General features: G+C 50.3%; 15 protein-coding genes and 1 pseudogene. 5 read left to right on the forward strand and 11 right to left on the reverse strand.

Annotated elements, in window-relative coordinates; translation table 11 throughout:
* Nucleotides 1-23: 23 nt before the first annotated feature.
* The 5 genes from EKL15_RS24465 (at nt 24) to EKL15_RS24485 (ending at nt 6,416) form a co-directional block, all read left to right on the forward strand.
* The gene (locus EKL15_RS24465; RefSeq protein WP_002414258.1) at nt 24-242 is read left to right on the forward strand and encodes an excisionase; all 219 of its coding nucleotides are present in this window, start codon (nt 24-26) and stop codon (nt 240-242) included.
* Nucleotides 220-1,290, forward strand: coding sequence for a tyrosine-type recombinase/integrase (locus tag EKL15_RS24470; RefSeq protein WP_000533640.1), 1,071 nt, complete (start codon nt 220-222; stop codon nt 1,288-1,290). Before EKL15_RS24465 ends, EKL15_RS24470 begins: the two co-directional genes overlap by 23 nt.
* A gap of 838 nt (nt 1,291-2,128) precedes the next feature.
* Nucleotides 2,129-3,706 carry an AAA family ATPase gene (locus EKL15_RS24475; RefSeq protein ID WP_015979259.1) on the forward strand — a complete coding sequence of 526 codons (1,578 nt, stop codon included), beginning with the start codon at nt 2,129-2,131 and terminating at the stop codon, nt 3,704-3,706.
* Nucleotides 3,703-4,593, forward strand: coding sequence for an HNH endonuclease (locus tag EKL15_RS24480; RefSeq protein WP_000735931.1), 891 nt, complete (start codon nt 3,703-3,705; stop codon nt 4,591-4,593). The genes EKL15_RS24475 and EKL15_RS24480 overlap by 4 nt, the downstream gene beginning before the upstream one ends.
* A gap of 590 nt (nt 4,594-5,183) precedes the next feature.
* A complete protein-coding gene (locus tag EKL15_RS24485) occupies nt 5,184-6,416 on the forward strand; it encodes a hypothetical protein (RefSeq protein ID WP_000162952.1) in 1,233 nt (410 codons plus the stop codon).
* A 128-nt stretch (nt 6,417-6,544) separates the two neighbouring features.
* On the opposite strand, the gene EKL15_RS24490 is transcribed toward EKL15_RS24485, so the two are convergent.
* The 11 genes and pseudogenes from EKL15_RS24490 to gpG all read right to left on the reverse strand — a co-directional run bounded on the left by EKL15_RS24490 (nt 6,545) and on the right by gpG (nt 19,392).
* Nucleotides 6,545-7,129 carry a tail fiber assembly protein gene (locus tag EKL15_RS24490; RefSeq protein WP_015979258.1) on the reverse strand — a complete coding sequence of 195 codons (585 nt, stop codon included), beginning with the start codon at nt 7,127-7,129 and terminating at the stop codon, nt 6,545-6,547.
* Nucleotides 7,129-9,452 (reverse strand): annotated as a pseudogene (locus EKL15_RS24725) (prophage tail fiber N-terminal domain-containing protein). The gene EKL15_RS24490 and the pseudogene EKL15_RS24725 overlap by 1 nt, the downstream one beginning before the upstream one ends.
* Nucleotides 9,453-9,516: 64 nt before the next feature.
* Nucleotides 9,517-10,137, reverse strand: coding sequence for an outer membrane beta-barrel protein Lom (lom, locus tag EKL15_RS24505; protein WP_001246632.1), 621 nt, complete (start codon nt 10,135-10,137; stop codon nt 9,517-9,519).
* Between the two features lie 61 nt (nt 10,138-10,198).
* Nucleotides 10,199-13,597 (reverse strand): host specificity protein J, encoded by a 3,399-nt coding sequence (locus EKL15_RS24510; RefSeq protein WP_000515495.1) that lies wholly within the window; start codon nt 13,595-13,597, stop codon nt 10,199-10,201.
* Between the two features lie 60 nt (nt 13,598-13,657).
* Complete coding sequence (locus EKL15_RS24515; protein WP_001407644.1) at nt 13,658-14,230, reverse strand: tail assembly protein; 573 nt, start codon at nt 14,228-14,230, stop codon at nt 13,658-13,660.
* Nucleotides 14,227-14,970: a C40 family peptidase gene (locus tag EKL15_RS24520; RefSeq protein ID WP_000194780.1), complete on the reverse strand. Its 744-nt coding sequence runs from the start codon at nt 14,968-14,970 to the stop codon at nt 14,227-14,229. Before EKL15_RS24520 ends, EKL15_RS24515 begins: the two co-directional genes overlap by 4 nt.
* A 5-nt stretch (nt 14,971-14,975) precedes the next feature.
* Nucleotides 14,976-15,674, reverse strand: a complete 699-nt coding sequence (locus EKL15_RS24525; protein WP_001152639.1) for a phage minor tail protein L — start codon at nt 15,672-15,674, stop codon at nt 14,976-14,978.
* On the reverse strand, nt 15,674-16,003 hold the full coding sequence (locus EKL15_RS24530) for a phage tail protein (protein WP_000847379.1): 330 nt from the start codon (nt 16,001-16,003) through the stop codon (nt 15,674-15,676). The genes EKL15_RS24525 and EKL15_RS24530 overlap by 1 nt, the downstream gene beginning before the upstream one ends.
* A complete protein-coding gene (locus EKL15_RS24535) occupies nt 16,000-18,561 on the reverse strand; it encodes a phage tail tape measure protein (protein WP_000840207.1) in 2,562 nt (853 codons plus the stop codon). The genes EKL15_RS24530 and EKL15_RS24535 overlap by 4 nt, the downstream gene beginning before the upstream one ends.
* Nucleotides 18,554-18,988 carry a phage tail assembly protein T gene (locus tag EKL15_RS24540; RefSeq protein ID WP_000459457.1) on the reverse strand — a complete coding sequence of 145 codons (435 nt, stop codon included), beginning with the start codon at nt 18,986-18,988 and terminating at the stop codon, nt 18,554-18,556. Before EKL15_RS24540 ends, EKL15_RS24535 begins: the two co-directional genes overlap by 8 nt.
* On the reverse strand, nt 18,970-19,392 hold the full coding sequence (gene gpG / locus EKL15_RS24545) for a phage tail assembly chaperone G (protein ID WP_000479153.1): 423 nt from the start codon (nt 19,390-19,392) through the stop codon (nt 18,970-18,972). The genes EKL15_RS24540 and gpG overlap by 19 nt, the downstream gene beginning before the upstream one ends.
* Nucleotides 19,393-19,397 lie beyond the last annotated feature (5 nt).

Below are 19,397 nucleotides of genomic sequence, written 5' to 3' on the forward strand. Positions count from 1 at the left end.
CGTGTAATTGCGGAGACTTTGCGATGTACTTGACACTTCAGGAGTGGAACGCACGCCAGCGACGTCCAAGAAGCCTTGAAACAGTTCGTCGATGGGTTCGGGAATGCAGGATATTCCCACCTCCGGTTAAGGATGGAAGAGAGTATCTGTTCCACGAATCAGCGGTAAAGGTTGACTTAAATCGACCAGTAACAGGTGGCCTTTTGAAGAGGATCAGAAATGGGAAGAAGGCGAAGTCATGAGCGCCGGGATTTACCCCCTAACCTTTATATAAGAAACAATGGATATTACTGCTACAGGGACCCAAGGACGGGTAAAGAGTTTGGATTAGGCAGAGACAGGCGAATCGCAATCACTGAAGCTATACAGGCCAACATTGAGTTATTTTCAGGACACAAACACAAGCCTCTGACAGCGAGAATCAACAGTGATAATTCCGTTACGTTACATTCATGGCTTGATCGCTACGAAAAAATCCTGGCCAGCAGAGGAATCAAGCAGAAGACACTCATAAATTACATGAGCAAAATTAAAGCAATAAGGAGGGGTCTGCCTGATGCTCCACTTGAAGACATCACCACAAAAGAAATTGCGGCAATGCTCAATGGATACATAGACGAGGGCAAGGCGGCGTCAGCCAAGTTAATCAGATCAACACTGAGCGATGCATTCCGAGAGGCAATAGCTGAAGGCCATATAACAACAAACCATGTCGCTGCCACTCGCGCAGCAAAATCAGAGGTAAGGAGATCAAGACTTACGGCTGACGAATACCTGAAAATTTATCAAGCAGCAGAATCATCACCATGTTGGCTCAGACTTGCAATGGAACTGGCTGTTGTTACCGGGCAACGAGTTGGTGATTTATGCGAAATGAAGTGGTCTGATATCGTAGATGGATATCTTTATGTCGAGCAAAGCAAAACAGGCGTAAAAATTGCCATCCCAACAGCATTGCATATTGATGCTCTCGGAATATCAATGAAGGAAACACTTGATAAATGCAAAGAGATTCTTGGCGGAGAAACCATAATTGCATCTACTCGTCGCGAACCGCTTTCATCCGGCACAGTATCAAGGTATTTTATGCGCGCACGAAAAGCATCAGGTCTTTCCTTCGAAGGGGATCCGCCTACCTTTCACGAGTTGCGCAGTTTGTCTGCAAGACTCTATGAGAAGCAGATAAGCGATAAGTTTGCTCAACATCTTCTCGGGCATAAGTCGGACACCATGGCATCACAGTATCGTGATGACAGAGGCAGGGAGTGGGACAAAATTGAAATCAAATAATGATTTTATTTTGACTGATAGTGACCTGTTCGTTGCAACAAATTGATAAGCAATGCTTTTTTATAATGCCAACTTAGTATAAAAAAGCTGAACGAGAAACGTAAAATGATATAAATATCAATATATTAAATTAGATTTTGCATAAAAAACAGACTACATAATACTGTAAAACACAACATATGCAGTCACTATGAATCAACTACTTAGATGGTATTAGTGACCTGTAACAGAGCATTAGCGCAAGGTGATTTTTGTCTTCTTGCGCTAATTTTTTGTCATCAAACCTGTCGCACTCCAGAGAAGCACAAAGCCTCGCAATCCAGTGCAAAGCTTTGTGTGCCACCCACTACGACCTGCATAACCAGTAAGAAGATAGCAGTGATGTCAAACGACGCAGCTGACTTCTTTTCTTTCACGACTTCCCCACACCCAGCATGCATACCTTTCCGCCATAACTGTAGTGAATGTCTGTTATGAGCGAGGAGCGGAAGTTAACACTTATGAAAAATGGCTACGAAGTCCGTGGCTATCTATCGGCTTATTAGTACTTGAAACGCTTCTTCAGAAGCCTGAAGAGCTAATCGTTCGGCGATACTATATATGCATTAATAGACTATATCGTTGGTATAAACAGTGCACCATGCAACATGAATAACAGTGGGTTATCCAAAAGGAAGCAGAAAGCTAAATATGGAAAACTACAATACGATGCCCCGTTAAGTTCAATACTACTAATTTTTAGATGGAAAACGTATGTAATAGAGAGTAACTTAAAAGAGAGATCCTGTGTTGCCGCCAAATAAATTGCGGTTATTTTAATAAAATTAAGGGTTACTATATGTTGGAGTTTAGTGTTATTGAAAGAGGCGGGTATATTCCTGCAGTAGAAAAAAATAAGGCATTCCTACGAGCAGATGGTTGGAATGACTATTCCTTTGTTACAATGTTTTATCTTACTGTCTTTGATGAGCATGGTGAAAAATGCGATATCGGAAATGTTAAAATTGGTTTTGTAGGTCAAAAAGAAGAAGTAAGCACTTATTCATTAATAGATAAAAAATTCAGTCAACTCCCTGAAATGTTTTTTTCCTTAGGTGAAAGCATTGACTACTATGTTAATCTCAGCAAATTAAGCGATGGTTTTAAACATAACCTTCTTAAAGCTATTCAGGATTTAGTAGTATGGCCAAATCGATTAGCCGACATTGAAAATGAAAGCGTCCTTAACACCTCATTACTTAGAGGGGTAACTCTTTCAGAAATTCATGGACAGTTCGCACGTGTGTTAAATGGTTTGCCAGAATTGTCAGATTTCCACTTTTCATTTAATAGAAAAAGTGCTCCCGGATTCAGTGATTTAACTATACCTTTTGAGGTGACGGTTAATTCTATGCCCAGCACGAACATTCATGCTTTTATCGGGCGGAATGGGTGTGGTAAAACAACAATTTTGAATGGAATGATTGGTGCAATCACCAACCCAGAAAACAATGAATATTTTTTCTCTGAAAATAATAGACTTATCGAGTCAAGAATCCCAAAGGGATATTTTCGATCGCTTGTTTCAGTTTCGTTTAGTGCATTTGATCCTTTTACTCCTCCTAAAGAACAACCTGACCCAGCAAAAGGTACACAATACTTTTATATTGGACTCAAGAATGCTGCCAGCAATAGTTTAAAATCACTAGGCGATCTCCGCTTAGAATTCATTTCAGCATTTATTGGTTGTATGAGAGTAGATAGAAAAAGACAACTCTGGCTTGAAGCTATCAAAAAACTAAGTAGTGATGAAAACTTTTCAAATATGGAACTCATCAGCCTCATTTCTAAATATGAAGAGTTAAGACGTAATGAACCACAGATTCAAGTGGACGATGATAAATTCACTAAATTGTTTTATGACAATATCCAGAAATATCTGCTTCGAATGAGCTCTGGACATGCAATTGTTTTATTTACTATCACAAGATTAGTAGATGTCGTTGGCGAAAAGTCATTAGTTTTATTCGATGAACCAGAGGTTCATCTGCATCCACCTTTGCTCTCTGCTTTTTTACGAACATTAAGCGACTTACTCGATGCACGCAATGGTGTAGCAATAATTGCAACTCATTCCCCAGTAGTACTGCAAGAGGTTCCAAAATCCTGCATGTGGAAAGTCCTACGGTCAAGAGAAGCAATAAATATTATCCGTCCGGATATTGAGACATTCGGTGAGAACTTAGGTGTTTTAACTCGTGAGGTGTTTTTACTTGAAGTGACAAATTCTGGATACCACCACTTATTATCGCAGTCCGTTGATTCAGAGCTTTCTTATGAAACCATTCTAAAAAATTATAATGGTCAGATAGGATTAGAAGGTCGAACCGTTTTAAAAGCGATGATAATGAACAGAGATGAAGGTAAAGTACAATGAAAAAACTACCTCTTCCAGCGAGAACTTATAGCGAAATGCTTAATAAATGCTCGGAAGGTATGATGCAGATAAATGTTAGAAATAATTTCATTACTCACTTCCCCACTTTTTTGCAGAAAGAACAACAATATAGAATATTAAGCTCGACAGGTCAGTTATTTACCTACGACAGGACACACCCTCTTGAGCCTACAACCTTAGTAGTTGGTAACCTGACAAAGGTTAAATTAGAAAAGCTTTATGAAAATAATCTCCGAGATAAAAACAAACCCGCTAGAACATATTACGATGACATGCTTGTTTCATCAGGTGAAAAATGTCCATTTTGTGGTGATATAGGACAGACAAAAAATATAGATCATTTTCTTCCTATTGCACATTATCCTGAATTTTCGGTGATGCCTATTAATTTAGTTCCATCGTGCCGCGACTGCAATATGGGAGAGAAAGGTCAAGTTTTCGCAGTAGATGAGGTACACCAAGCGATTCATCCCTATATCGACAAGGACATTTTTTTTCGTGAGCAATGGGTATATGCAAATTTCGTTTCCGGAACTCCGGGTGCTATCAGTTTTTATGTTGAATGCCCGGCGAACTGGAGGCAGGAAGACAAACACAGAGCTCTTCATCATTTCAAGCTATTAAATATTGCTAACAGGTATCGTTTGGAGGCAGGGAAGCACTTGAGTGAAGTGATTACTCAAAGAAACTCTTTCGTAAAAGTTATAAGGAAATATAGTTCAACCGCAACGTTTCAGCAGCTACAGTCAGAATTTATTGAAGCAAATCTGAAACCTATTATAGATTTGAATGACTTCCCCAATTATTGGAAAAGAGTTATGTATCAGTGCCTAGCAAACTCGGAAGATTTTTTCAGAGGGATCTAGAATATGATGAAAGATAGAAAATTACGACGCTTATCGGAAGTGAACGAATACTTTTTATATGAGGAGGGCTGTTTTTACAAAATCCGGTAGTAACTTGCTAACCAATTCCTAGGCAGGTCATTGGCAACAGTGGCATGCACCGAGAAGGACGTTTGTAATGTCCGCTCCGGCACATAGCAGTCCTAGGGACAGTGGCGTACAGTCATAGATGGTCGGTGGGAGGTGGTACAAATTCTCTCATGCAAAAAATATGTAAAATCGGTAGCAACTGGAAATCATTCAACACCCGCACTATCGGAAGTTCACCAGCCAGCCGCAGCACGTTCCTGCATACGACGTGTCTGCGGCTCTACCATATCTCCTATGAGCAACGTGTTAGCAGAGCCAAGCCACAACTCTAATTTTAATACATAATGAATGATAATAATAATATTAAAAATTTCCTGTGTAACTAATTTACTATATGGTTTCTGATAAGAATCATTGCAAAGATCAAACAACTTGTATTACATTGACAGTTAAGCAGTTAATTTTATCACCTCTAAAATATATCAGCATCTAGCATGCAACCTATCAAAATGGAGAGTTTTATGACTAAAAAACCATGGGAAAGAAGACTTAAAGATTTATCGCACTTGCTCAAATGCTGCATTGATACATATTTTGACCCTGAATTATTTCGCTTGAATTTGAATCAATTCCTCCAAACCGCAAGAACAGTAACATTTATTATTCAAAAAAACAAAAACCAGATTATAGGATATGACATTTGGTATAACAATAATGTTATTGAAAAATGGAAAAATGATCCATTAATGGCTTGGGCTAAAAATTCTCGCAATACGATAGAAAAACAAGGCGATTTAGAAATGTATAGCGAGGCAAAGGCTACTCTTATTTCATCTTACATTGAAGAAAATGACATTGAGTTTATTACAAATGAAAGTATGTTAAACATTGGTATAAAAAAGTTAGTCAGACTTGCACAAAAGAAATTACCTTCATATTTAACTGAATCATCTATTATTAAATCAGAAAGACGATGGGTCGCTAATACGCTAAAAGATTACGAATTATTACATGCCTTAGCTATAATCTATGGCAGAATGTATAACTGCTGTAACTCTCTTGGCATACAAATAAACAATCCAATGGGTGACGATGTGATTTCGCCAACATCATTCGACTCTTTATTTGATGAAGCCAGGAGAATAACTTATTTAAAATTAAAAGATTACTCCATAAGCAAATTGTCATTTAGCATGATACAATATGACAATAAAATAATTCCTGAAGATATTAAAGAGCGTCTAAAACTGGTAGATAAGCCTAAAAATATCACTTCGACAGAAGAGTTAGTTGACTATACAGCCAAGCTTGCAGAAACGACTTTTTTAAAGGACGGTTATCACATTCAAACATTAATTTTTTATGATAAACAATTCCATCCAATTGATTTAATCAATACAACATTTGAAGATCAAGCAGATAAATATATTTTTTGGCGTTATGCAGCTGACAGAGCCAAAATAACAAATGCCTATGGCTTCATTTGGATATCAGAGCTATGGCTCAGAAAAGCAAGCATCTACTCCAATAAACCAATACATACAATGCCAATTATAGATGAAAGACTTCAGGTAATTGGAATTGATTCAAATAATAATCAAAAATGTATTTCATGGAAAATAGTTAGAGAAAACGAAGAAAAAAAACCGACTTTAGAAATATCAACAGCAGACTCAAAACATGACGAAAAACCATATTTCATGCGTTCAGTCTTAAAAGCAATTGGCGGTGATGTAAACACTATGAACAATTGAGTCATAGAACTTCCATTATTCTCCTGAAGATAATAATCGCCAAATAAACCAATACTCAGCTTTACAATATACTAACTAACCGCAGAACGTTATTTCATACAACGTTTCTGCGGCATATCACAAAACGATTACTCCATAACAGGGACAGCAGGCCACTCAATATCAGGTGCAGTTGATGTATCAACACGGTTCAGCAACACCCGATACTTCTTCCAGGCTTCCAGCAACGAGGTTTCTTCCTTCGTTGCAATTTCCAGATCTGCAGCATCCTGAAGCGGCGCAATATGCTCACTGGCTACCTGCATCAGGCTTTTTTTTGTTTCTTCCGCCTCCCGGATCCGGAACAGTTTTTCTGCTTCCGTATCCTTCACCCAGGCTGTGCCGTTCCACTTCTGATATTCCCCTCCCGGCGATAACCAGGTAAAATTTTCCGGTAACGGACCGAGTTCAGAAATAAATAACGCGTCGCCGGAAGCCACGTCATAGACGGTTTTACCCCGATGGTCTTCAACGAGATGCCACGATGCCTCATCACTGTTGAAAACAGCCACAAAGCCAGCCGGAATATCTGGCGGTGCAATATCGGTACTGTTTGCAGGCAGACCGGTATGAGGCGGAATATATGCGTCACCTTCACCAATAAATTCATTAGTTCCGGCCAGCAGATTATAAATTTTTATGGTCCGTGGTTGTTCACTCATTCTGAATGCCATTATGCAAGCCTCACAATATAGTTAAATGCAATGTTTTTGACGGTGTTTTCCGCGTTACCCGCAGCGTTAACGGTGATGGTGTGTCCGTGTGAACCAATACTGAAAGAATGGGCATGAGCACCGATAACAACCGGATGCTGGTGCGCACCAATACCAACTGTATGCGCATGTGCACCGGCACTCACGGCTGTACCGGACAATGAGTGACTGTGGCTGCCCTGACTGTCCGTTTTCGATAAATAAGCAATACCCTGTGTGCTGGTTCCTTTAACTGTGGATAAACTTCCTGTAATGGTTGCTGTTCCATACTGACTCCAGCCAGAACTGTTCATCCTTAAACCACTTGTGTGGGCATGAGCACCCGCGGCCCCTGTTGAACCGCTCAGACTGTGAGCATGAGCCCCCGTGTTATTCGTCGATTTGGTGCCGTAATCGAAACTGCCTGTTGTTTTCGTCCCGTAATCAAACGACGATGTGGTTTTCGTCCCCAAATCCGTACCGGATGCACTGGCACTGTGGGTGTGCGACTTAATTCCATCCTGTTCCTGAGACAATACAGCACGACCGCTGGCGGGTTTCCCCTTGATTGTCCAGCCTCGCATATCAGGAAGCACACCCGATGGATACGCGACAGCAAGTTTTGGGTAGGCTGATTTGTCAAACGCCTGCCCCTGCATCAGGACGTAGCCAGACGGAACGATATCTGATGGCCACGGGATCGGCGCACCTGCCGGAAAGGCCGAATTCTCACCGGCCCCAAGGTATTCAAGAACATCTGCAACGGAATTTTTTGCCAGAATATCCCTGCCAACCTGAGTCAGTTCAGTCAGGCTGGCGGCATCATTTTCCGCAAAATACGGTAATTTATTTTTCGCCGTGGAAAGCCCTGCCAGCGCCGTCAGTGTCGCATTCTTCGGTTGTTTACCCGCAAGCGCGTTAGTCATGGTGGTAGCAAAATCTGGATCATTCCCGAGCGCTGCGGCCAGTTCATTCAGCGTATTCAGTGCGTCAGGTGACGCGTCGATAACATCTGCAATCGCGGCCAGTACAAAAGCGGTGTTCGCAATCTGGGTATTGTTTGTTCCCCTGAGCGCGGTTGGTGCTGTTGGCGTTCCGGTCAGTGCCGGACTGTCCAGTGGGCTTTTCTGTTCGTTTCATCCATTACCACCTTAACCGCCTTTGGCGTTGCAGCAAGCGTTTCAGACGTGCTGTTGGTTGCACTGCTGAGCTGCACTATCCCCTTTCTCGTTGTGTCCGCATCCTCAAGCGCGACAGCTGAAGCTATATCTTCTGCACGTTTTGCCGAATTTTTTGCACGTATTGCCGCCGCTTCTGCCGCACTTTTGCTCTGCGATGCTGATACCGCACTTCCCGCAGCCTCTGTCGCCTTCGTGGATGCCGTTGACGCACTCCCCGCCGCCGCTGTTTTTGCGTCTGCCGCGGCAGAGGCGCTCCGTTCCGCTGCTGTTTCAGATGACCTGGCATTCGTCTCGGACGTTTTTGCCGCCCTGGCAGAATTTTCTGCCGCCGTTGCCGAGGAAGCTGCACGACCGGCACTTGATGATGCGTTCGTTTCTGATGATTTTGCTGCCTCTTTTGAGGCCACCGCATCTCGTGCTGAAGTGGCGGCCTCTGACGCTTTCGTGGCCGCGGTGGAGGCAGACGTGGCGGCTGATTGTTGTGACGCTGCAGCATTCGTTTCTGACGTTTTCGCCGCACCGGCACTGGTGGCCGCCGCGTTTTTTGAGGACTCTGCGGCTGCGGCACTTTTTTCCGCTTCAGTGGCCTTTGCTGATGCCGCTTCTGCGCCGGAGGACGCTTCCTGAGCTGACGATGCAGCCTGTCCGGCGGACGTGCTGGCGGCGCGTGCTGAGTCAGTTGCATCAGTCACAAGGGCCGCGACCTGAGCAGCTGATGCACTGGCATCGCCGGCTGATTTCTTCGCGTCTGCCGTACTCTGTGCCACCACGGACGCGTTACGCGCCACCTCTTCCACCATCAGTTCAAGACGACGCAGCACCTCCGGCCGGGCATCATCCTCCGTCATGGCACAGAGAAAATCATTCAGCGTCCCCGGTTGTGAATCTTCATACACGGTGATGGTCCCGGCGTGCGATGGTGGAAAACCGTCAACCTGCAGGATGACACTGTACTGACCGTACTCCACATCCATGCTGTAACGCCCGGCTTCATCCGGATTCTCTGAGCCCACCGTGTTCACCACCACCGTGGTGCTGTTACGTCTGGCTTTCAGCTGAATGGTGCAGTTCTGTACCGGTTTTCCTGTGCCGTCTTTCAGGACTCCTGAAATCTTTACTGCCATATTCACCCCACAAAAAAGCCCACCGGTTCCGGCGGGCTGTCATAACACTGTGTTACCTGGCTAATCAGAATTTATAACCGACCCCAACGATGAATCCGTCAGTACGCCAGTCGCCACTGCCGGAGCCTTCATAAGCAATATCAACAACGACGGACGCTGCCGGATTAATCTGTATACCTGCACTCCACGCCACTGAGGTATGCCGCATTGCACTTTCGTCCCTGGCAGTGGTCGTCTCTTTCATATACCCGGGAGTGATTTCCGTCTTACGGTAATCCATTGTACTGCCGGACCACCGACTGTGAGCCACTCCGGCCATGGCGTACGCACTGACCTGCTTACTGATTTGTAAAACCGGTCCGGCCATCACGCTCACATAACGTCCACGCAGGCTCTCATAGTGAAACGTATCCTCCCCGGTCATCACTGTGCTGCTCTTTTTCGACGCGGCGAACCCCAGGGAAGCCATCACCCCCACACTGTCCGTCAGCTCATAACGGTACTTCACGTTAATCCCTTTCAGATGACTCACACCGGTATCCCCGCCCGACAACGACGGCAATGTACCCGGTTTCACTTGAAAATAGCCCACCGTAAACGTACCATGTCCACCTTCCGCACGGGCCGGAGTGACTGTCACCGCAAGTGCGGCAAAGACAGCAACGGCAATACACACATTACGCATCGTTCACCTCTCACTGTTTTATAATAAAACGCCCGTTCCCGGACGAACCTCTGTAACACACTCAGACCACGCTGATGCCCAGCGCCTGTTTCTTAATCACCATAACCTGCACATCGCTGGCAAACGTATACGGCGGAATATCTGCCGAATGCCGTGTGGACGTAAGCGTGAACGTCAGGATCACGTTTCCCCGACCCGCTGGCATGTCAACAATACGGGAGAACACCTGTACCGCCTCGTTCGCCGCGCCATCATAAATCACCGCACCGTTCATCAGTACTTTCAGATAACACATCGAATACGTTGTCCTGCCGCTGACAGTACGCTTACTTCCGCGAAACGTCAGCGGAAGCACCACTATCTGGCGATCAAAAGGATGGTCATCGGTCACGGTGACAGTACGGGTACCTGACGGCCAGTCCACACTGCTTTCACGCTGGCGCGGAAAAGCCGCGCTCGCCGCCTTTACAATGTCCCCGACGATTTTTTCCGCCCTCAGCGTACCGTTTATCGTACAGTTTTCAGCTATCGTCACATTACTGAGCGTCCCGGAGTTCGCATTCACACTGCCACTGATATCCGCATTTTTAGCGGTCAGCTTTCCGTCCGGTGTCAGGGAAAAGGCCGGAGGATTGCCGCCGCTGGTAATGGTGGGGGCCGTCAGGCGCTTCAGGAACACGTCGTTCATGAATATCTGGTTGCCCTGCGCCACAAACATCGGCGTTTCATTCCCGTTTGCCGGGTCAATAAATGCGATACGATTGGCGGCAACCAGAAACTGGCTCAGTTTGCCTTCCTCCGTGTCCTCCATGCTGAGGCCAATACCCGCGACATAATGTTTGCCGTCTTTGGTCTGCTCAATTTTGACAGCCCACATGGCATTCCACTTATCACTGGCATCCTTCCACTCTTTCGAAAACTCCTCCAGTCTGCTGGCGTTATCCTCCGTCAGCTCGACTTTTTCCAGCAGCTCCTTGCCGAGATGGGATTCGGTTATCTTGCCTTTGAAAAAATCCAGGTAACCTTCCGCATCATCGCTCGCCCGACCGACGGCCTCCACGAATGCCGATTTGCCAACGGTGTTCACACTGCGGATATAAAAGTAATAATCATGGCCCGGTTTGATATTGATACTGGCGGCTATCCAGTACAGCGCCGTACCAAGATAACGCGTGCTGGTTTCAACCTGTCTGATATCCGCAATCTGCTTTTCCGAGAACCAGAACTCAAACTGTACCGTCGGGTCATAAACGGCAAGATGCGGCGTGGCGGTTATCTGAAAATAGCCCGGCGTCAGCTCAATCCTCGACGGTGCTGCCGGTGCGGCAATCCGGAACGATACCGACGCCGGATCGCCCTGCTGCCCCCACGCATTTACCGCCCGGACTGTCAGCCTGTAGTTCCCCAGCGCCAGTTGCGTGAAGCGGTATGTGGTTTCCGTCGTCCGGGCCGTGCTGACCAGCCGCTCACTGCCGTCGTCCGCTGTTACGGTCAGACGGAGCAGGAAACTCACGCCCTTCACCACCTTCGGTGTGTCCCATCGCGCCAGCACCTGATATTCCCCGCTGTCTGCAGTGACTTCTGCGGTCAGGTGCTGCACCGCTGGCGGCGTGACACCATTCACCGTGCCACTCTGTTCGCCGTCAAAGTGCGCCCCGTTATCCACGATGGCCTCTTTTTCCGGCACATGCTGCACGGCGGTGATGGCATACGTGCCGTCGTCGTTCTCACGGATACTCACGCAGCGGAACAGTCGCTGGCGCAGCGTCGGCAGCTTCAGCTCCCATACGCTGTATTCAGCAACACCGTCAGGAACACGGCTCACTTTTACCTTCACGCCGTCGGTGACGGACTGAACCTCCACGCTGACCGGATTGCCACTTCCGTCAACCAGGCTTATCAGCGCGGTACCGGAGGATGGCAGCGTGATTTCACGGTCGAGCGTCAGCGTCCGGGTCTGGCTGTTCACCGCCAGCACACGACCACCGGTGCTGATACCGGCATAGTCATCATCGCAGATTTCAATAACATCGCCCGGTACATGGCGAAGCCCTTCTGCGCCGACGCTGAAATCCACGGTCTGCGTTTCCAGCAGTTCTGTTTTAATCAGCCACAGCCCGGCGCGGTGTGCCTGCCCCCGGCTGGTACAGCCAAAGGCATCCATCTTCGTAACATTACGACCGTAACGGGCAATGGCCTGCGTATCTTCAACAAGCTCTGTCGCCGTCTCCCAGCCGTTGTTCGGGTCAATCCAGTTCACCTCAACGGCATTATGGCGGTCCTTCAGGGCGCTGAAGCTGTAGCGGAACGGCGCGCCATCATCCGGCATCACCACATTACTGCGGTTATAGGTCCACGTCTTATCCGACGGTCGGTCCTGCACGAACGTCAGCGTCTGCCCGTTCCATACCGGCATACAGCGCATCGCCGAGCAGAAATCGCTGAGCACATCCCACGCCTTACGCTGTGTGGTCAGGTACGCATTACAGGTGATGCGCGGCTCCGTGCCGCCAAAGCCGTCCGGCACTGACTGGTCGCAGTACTGGCCGATGACATACAGCGCCCATTTATCCACATCCGCCGCACCAAGACGTTTCCCCATGCCGTAGCGCGGATGGGTCAGCATATCCCACAGACACCAGGCCATGTTGTTGCTGTATGCCGGTTTAAACGTTCCGTCCCAGATACCGCTGTATTGCCGCGTCTGCGGGTTATAGTTCGACGGCACCTGCAGAATACGCCCGCGCAGATGATAATTACGGCTCACCTGCTGGCTGCCGAACTGCTCCGAGTCCACCTGCACGCCGACCAGTGCCGTGTTCGGGTAGCACTGTTTCACATCGATGATTTCAGTGTATGACGACCAGAGCGTTTTGTTCTGCAGCTGGTCTGTGGTGCTGTCCGGCGTCATCCTGCGCATCCGGATATTAAACGGGCGCGGCGGCAGGTTACCCATCACCACCGAGGCCAGATACTGCGAGGTGGTTTTGCCCTTAATGGTGATGTCTTTTTCCGTCACCCAGCCACCGTTACGTTGTATCTGAACCAGCAGGCGGACTTCCGACGGATTCCTGTCACCCTTTGAGGTGGTTTCCACCAGTGCCTGTACACCGAAGGTAAAGCGCAGACGGTCGATGTTTGCAGACGTAATGGTGCGGGTGATCGGCGTGTCATATTTCACTTCCGTACCCAGCACCGTCTCGGAGCCGGAGGATTCAAATCCCTCCGGCGGAGTCTGCTCCTGCTCACCAGCCCGGAACACCACCGTGACACCGGATATGTTGGTATTCCCCTCAGTGTCCAGCACCGGCGTACTGTTCAGCAGCACGCTTTTTAAGCCATCCACCGGACCTTCAATCGGCCCTTCGCTGATGGCATCGATCACACTCAGCAACTGCGTGGACTTCAGGTTGTCCTTCGCTTCGCGCGGGGTATGCCCCTTACTGCTTCCTTTACCCATTCCTCACGCTCCATAAATGACAAAACCGCCCGCAGGCGGTTTCACATAAAACATTTTGCATCAGCGACCAATCACCACAACCTGACCACCGTCCCCTTCGTCTGCCGTGCTGATCTCCTGAGAAACCACGCGTGACCCCACGCGCATTTCCCCGTACAGAACAGGCAGAACATTGCCCTGGGCAACCATGTTATCCAGTGAGGAGAAATAGGTGTTCTGCTTACCGTTATCCGTTGTCTGTATACGGGGAGTTCTGGCTTTCGGTGCCAGCATCTGCGCCACACCACCGAGCACCATACTGGCACCGAGAGAAAACAGGATGCCGGTCATACCACCGGCCCCAATGGCTGCCCCCCATGCTGCAAGGGTGGCTCCGGCGGTAAAGAATGATCCGGCAATGGCGGCAGCCCCCAGGACAATCTGGAATACGCCACCTGACTTGGCCCCGGCGACTCTGGGAACAATATGAATTACAGCGCCATCAGGCAGAGTCTCATGTAACTGCGCCGTTAACCCGGACGTGCTGACGTCCCGCCCGGCAATCCGTACCTGATACCAGCCGTCGCTCAGTTTCTGACGAAACGCCGGGAGCTGTGTGGCCAGTGCCCGGATGGCTTCAGCCCCCGTTTTCACACGAAGGTCGATGCGGCGACCAAATCGTTGTAAATCCCCGTAAAGGCAGATGCGCGCCATGCCCGGTGACGCCAGAGGGAGTGTGTGCGTCGCTGCCATTTGTCGGTGTACCTCTCTCGTTTGCTCAGTTGTTCAGGAATATGGTGCAGCAGCTCGCCGTCGCCGCAGTAAATTGCGGCGTGATTCGGCACTGATGAACCAAAACAGCACAGCAGCACATCGCCCGGCTGTGCCGCTGACAACGGCACCTGATACAGCCCCGTCGCCTCCAGATTATCCAGATAGAGATTCTGGCCGTTACGCCACCAGTCATCCTCACGATGAAAGTCCGGCATCTCAATCCCCGCCAGATGATAAGCATCCCGGAACAGTGTGTAACAGTCCGTCACACCGTGCTCAAAGCGCCGCCCGGTGAGATGCGGCACACAGCGGAACTTATGAATCGTCCCCCGGCAGACCAGCCACCACGGCAAATCACTCTGCACCTGCAGCCGCCGGTCGGCCTCACTCAGCCAGGGCAGACCACCGGGGTGGCTGTGGACCAGCGCCACAATCTCACCCTGCATTTCTGCCTGCAGCCAGTCTTCCGGCGACATACGGAAATACGCCTCCGGCTCACCGGAGATATTCACGCAGGGGAAATATCTTTCCCCCTCCGGCGTGCTTACCACGAAGCCGCACGACTCCGCTGGCGCACATCGCCGGGCGTGCGCCAGAATCGCTGATTCTGTCTGTGTCATGGGATTTACTGCGAAAGTTTGTTAATGGAAAGGAAGCCGCCAAAGTTGCCGACGTTATTGCGGAACTTACAACCGCTCAGGCATTTGCTGCATTTATCCTTCGTGATATCGGACGTTGGCTGGTCATATTCATCCGCGACAGCCGGACCGCTATAACCGCACTCGTCACCGCGATAGGTCCAGGTGCAGGTGTTGGCCAGCATGATACGTCCCGGAAAAACAGCGCCATCCGTTTCCGTCGGCGTGGACAGTACAAAGGAGGCACTCACCGCGCTCAGTTCGCTGCACTGCTCAATGCGCCAGCGGCTGATCACCTCCTGCTCCGGATCGGCGTAACTGTTTCCGTTGACGAAGTTCACCGCATCCAGAAAACGGGCGTAAACCTTACGCCGGACCACCGTTCCGCCGACCAGACTCTGCATATCTTCCGCCATCCCGGTGACCATACCGTACAGGTTAGAAACCGTCAGCGTGGGGCGCGTACTGGTGCCTTTGCCATTCAGTTCAAAACCGCTCCCCTGAATGGGATACGGCTGATACTGTCGCCCCTGCCAGGTGACCGGCTCACCTTTTTCGTTCTGCTCATTACAGAAAAAATAACGTTCTCCACCGACCTCTGTCAGGTCGATTTCCCAGAGCACCACGCTGGCCGACTGCTCCGCACGGGTGCATTCATTCAGTGTTTCCTGCCGGATATCCTGCATCAGTTCACCACCTGTTCAAACTCTGCGCTGAACTCAACACGCAGCATACTGACCCGCGACGACCATTTTGCGCAGGTCACCTTTATCTGCCGCCACTCATAAGGCGGCGTCCACAGAAAGGATTTCCAGCCCCCGTGCTCTTCCAGAAACGACTCCAGTACCGTGGCCTCCTCACGGGGGACAGAAAGCGTCACGCTGTACGTTTTCAGGTTGGCATTCAGCCCGGCAGGCGCTCGCTGAGAATAGCCATCACCAAAGCGCACCTTTCTTACAGAAGGGACCGAAGCCACATCCATACCGGGTTTCACTTTCCAGCGGAAGGTCTTCATCGTCCACCTCCGGAGAACAGGCCACCATCACGCATCTGTGTCTGAATTTCATCACGGGCACCCTTGCGGGCCATGTCATACACCGCCTTCAGAGCAGCCGGACCTATCTGCCCGTTCGTGCCGTCGTTGTTAATCACCACATGGTTATTCTGCTCAAACGTCCCGGACGCCTGCGACCGGCTGTCTGCCATGCTGCCCGGTGTACCGACATAACCGCCGGTGGCATAGCCGCGCATCAGCCGGTAAAGATTCCCCACGCCAATCCGGCTGGTTGCCTCCTTCGTGAAGACAAACTCACCACGGTGAACAATCCCCGCTGGCTCATATTTGCCGCCGGTTCCCGTAAATCCTCCGGTTGCAAAATGGAATTTCGCCGCAGCGGCCTGAATGGCTGTACCGCCTGACGCGGATGCGCCGCCACCAACAGCCCCGCCAATGGCGCTGCCGATACTCCCGACAATCCCCACCATTGCCTGCTTAAGCAGAATTTCTGTCATCATGGACAGCACGGAACGGGTGAAGCTGCGCCAGTTCTGCTCACTGCCGGTCAGCATCGCCGCCATATTCTGTGCAATACCATCAAAGGTCTGCGTGGCTGCACTTTTTACCTGCGACATACTGTCCGTGGCGCTCTCTTCCCACTCACTCCAGCCGGACTTCAGGCCTGCCATCCAGTTCCCGCGAAGCTGGTCTTCAGCCGCCCAGGTCTTTTTCTGCTCTGACATGACGTTATTCAGCGCCAGCGGATTATCGCCATACTGTTCCTTCAGGCGCTGTTCCGTGGCTTCCCGTTCTGCCTGCCGGTCAGTCAGCCCCCGGCTTTTCGCATCAATGGCGGCCCGTTTTGCCCGTTGCTGCTGTGCGAATTTATCCGCCTGCTGCGCCAGCGCGTTCAGGCGCTCCTGATACGTAACCTTGTCGCCAAGTGCAGCCAGCTGGCGTTTGTACTCCAGCGTCTCATCTTTATGCGCCAGCAGGGATTTCTCCTGTGCAGACAGCTGGCGACGTTGCGCCGCCTCCTCCAGTACCGCGAACTGACTCTCCGCCTTCCACAAATCCCGGCGCTGCTGGCTGATTTTCTCATTTGCTCCGGCATGCTTCTCCAGCGTCCGGAGTTCTGCCTGAAGCGTCAGCAGGGCAGCATGAGCACTGTCTTCCTGACGATCGCCCGCAGACACCTTCACGCTGGACTGTTTCGGCTTTTTCAGCGTCGCTTCATAATCCTTTTTCGCCGCCGCCATCAGCGTGTTGTAATCCGCCTGCAGGATTTTCCCGTCTTTCAGTGCCTTGTTCAGTTCTTCCTGACGGGCGGTATATTTCTCCAGCGGCGTCTGCAGCCGTTCGTAAGCCTTCTGCGCCTCTTCGGTATATTTCAGCCGTGACGCTTCGGTATCGCTCTGCTGCTGCGCATTTTTGTCCTGTTGAGTCTGCTGCTCAGCCTTCTTTCGGGCGGCTTCAAGCGCAAGACGGGCCTTTTCACGATCATCCCAGTAACGCGCCCGCGCTTCATCGTTAACAAAATAATCATCCTTGCGCAGATTCCAGATGTCGTCTGCTTTCTTATACGCAGCCTCTGCCTTAATCAGCATCTCCTGCGCGGTATCAGGACGACCAATATCCAGCACCGCATCCCACATGGATTTGAATGCCCGCGCAGTCCTGTCTGCCCAGGTCTCCAGCGTGCCCATGTTCTCTTTCAGGCGGCGGGTCTGGTCATCAAACCCTTTCGTTGCGGCCTCGTTCGCCGCCTGCAATGCCCCGGCTTCATCGCCGGAACGCTGCAACTGAGCAACATACGCAATCTGCTCCGCCGACACGTTATGGAACTGGCGAGCCATCGCCGTCAGCCCCGACGTCGGGTCTGTGGTCAGCTTCCCGAAGGCTTCAGCGACCTTGTCCACCTCCACGCCGGATGCAGAGGAGAAACGCGCCACACTCTGGCTGATGGACGCAATCTGAGCCTCACCGCTTACCCCCGCCTTAACCAGTGCGCTGAGTGACTCGCTGGTCTGGTTAAACGTCAGCCCTGCCGCCTGCCCGGCTCTGGACAGGACCAGCATACGATCTGCCGTCAGTCCCGCCTGATTGCCGGAAAGGACCAGCGTTTTGTTGAAATCGGACAGGGTTGAGTTGCCCTGATACCAGGCATACGCCAGCGCACCGGTCGCCACCGCCAGCGAGGTGGCCCCCACCATCGGCAGGGTGATCGCACCGGCAAGCCCCCTGAACATGGGGATCATCCCGCCGAAGGAGTCCTTCACCTGCCCCCCCTGTTGCAGCAGGATCAGCCACGGACTTTGCCCGCCTGCAAGCTGCGTGGCCACGTCGGTGAACTGTGCAGGCAGCATACGCATGGCGGCTTTATACTGCCCGACGGAAATCCCCGCTTTCTGTGCAGCCAGCGCCTGTCGGCTCAGCGACTGTTCAACGACTGCCGCTGTTTTTTTCGCATCACTTTCCGTACCAGAAAAATGACGCCTGACTCTGGCCATCTGCTCGTCAAATCTGGCCGCATCCAGACTCAAATCAACGACCAGATCGCCTACCGGTTCAGCCATACCGGACTCCTCCTGCGATCCCTTCTGATACTGTCATCAGCATTACGTCATCCTCCGTCATGTCCGCCACATCCGGGGAAGCGGGGATAACTTCATTCCCGTCCGGGCCAAAGCGGACACCTCCGGCAAGCCCTGCCGCTTTCTGCATCAGCACATCATCTTCAGGCTCTTCGTCAGCCTCGCGCCGGTTCAGCAGACTGAAATCCAGCGGATGCATATCCGGATCGCTGAAAAACAGGCTGAGCACGGTGTACGTCAGCCCGGAAAAGTGCATATCCAGCAGAACATCATGAAAATAATGGGTACTGTAAAAGCGGTGCCAGTCGGCATACTCCGTGGATGACATCCCGGCAAGCATGGCACGCCAGTCGGGTCGCCCCATCTCACGCGCCAGTTTCAGGGCAAAACTCAGCTCACCGTCGAACACTTTCCCGCAGAAACAGGCTCTGCGGGCCCGGCGTCCTCTGTCTGTTCAGGGGCATTATTCACCACAAACTCATACATACCAGACAGCCGGTACACCACGTTTTCAGCATGAGAAATTGCCTCCGTGGGCCAGGTGGTAAGCACTTCCTGCTCAATCTGTTTAACGGCTTCATTCATGGACGGCATCTGCGTCTTCTGCGGATGGTTATGCCACAGGGACATCGCCACCAGAAACGCGCCGGTTCTGATGGCGTCTTCCACAGTAAACTTCCGGTTGCTGTCTGACTCCGCCTGTTCTGCCTGCCGTTTCATCAGGGCGAGATGCTCAATGCGCTGCAGGGCTGACAGTTCAGAAAGCGTGACGGTCACACCGTTATGTTCAAATGATTCGGTTTTCAGGAACATCGCTG

The organism is Serratia sp. 4542 (assembly GCF_016805595.1).
GTDB classification, from domain to species: Bacteria; Pseudomonadota; Gammaproteobacteria; order Enterobacterales; family Enterobacteriaceae; genus Serratia; species Serratia nevei.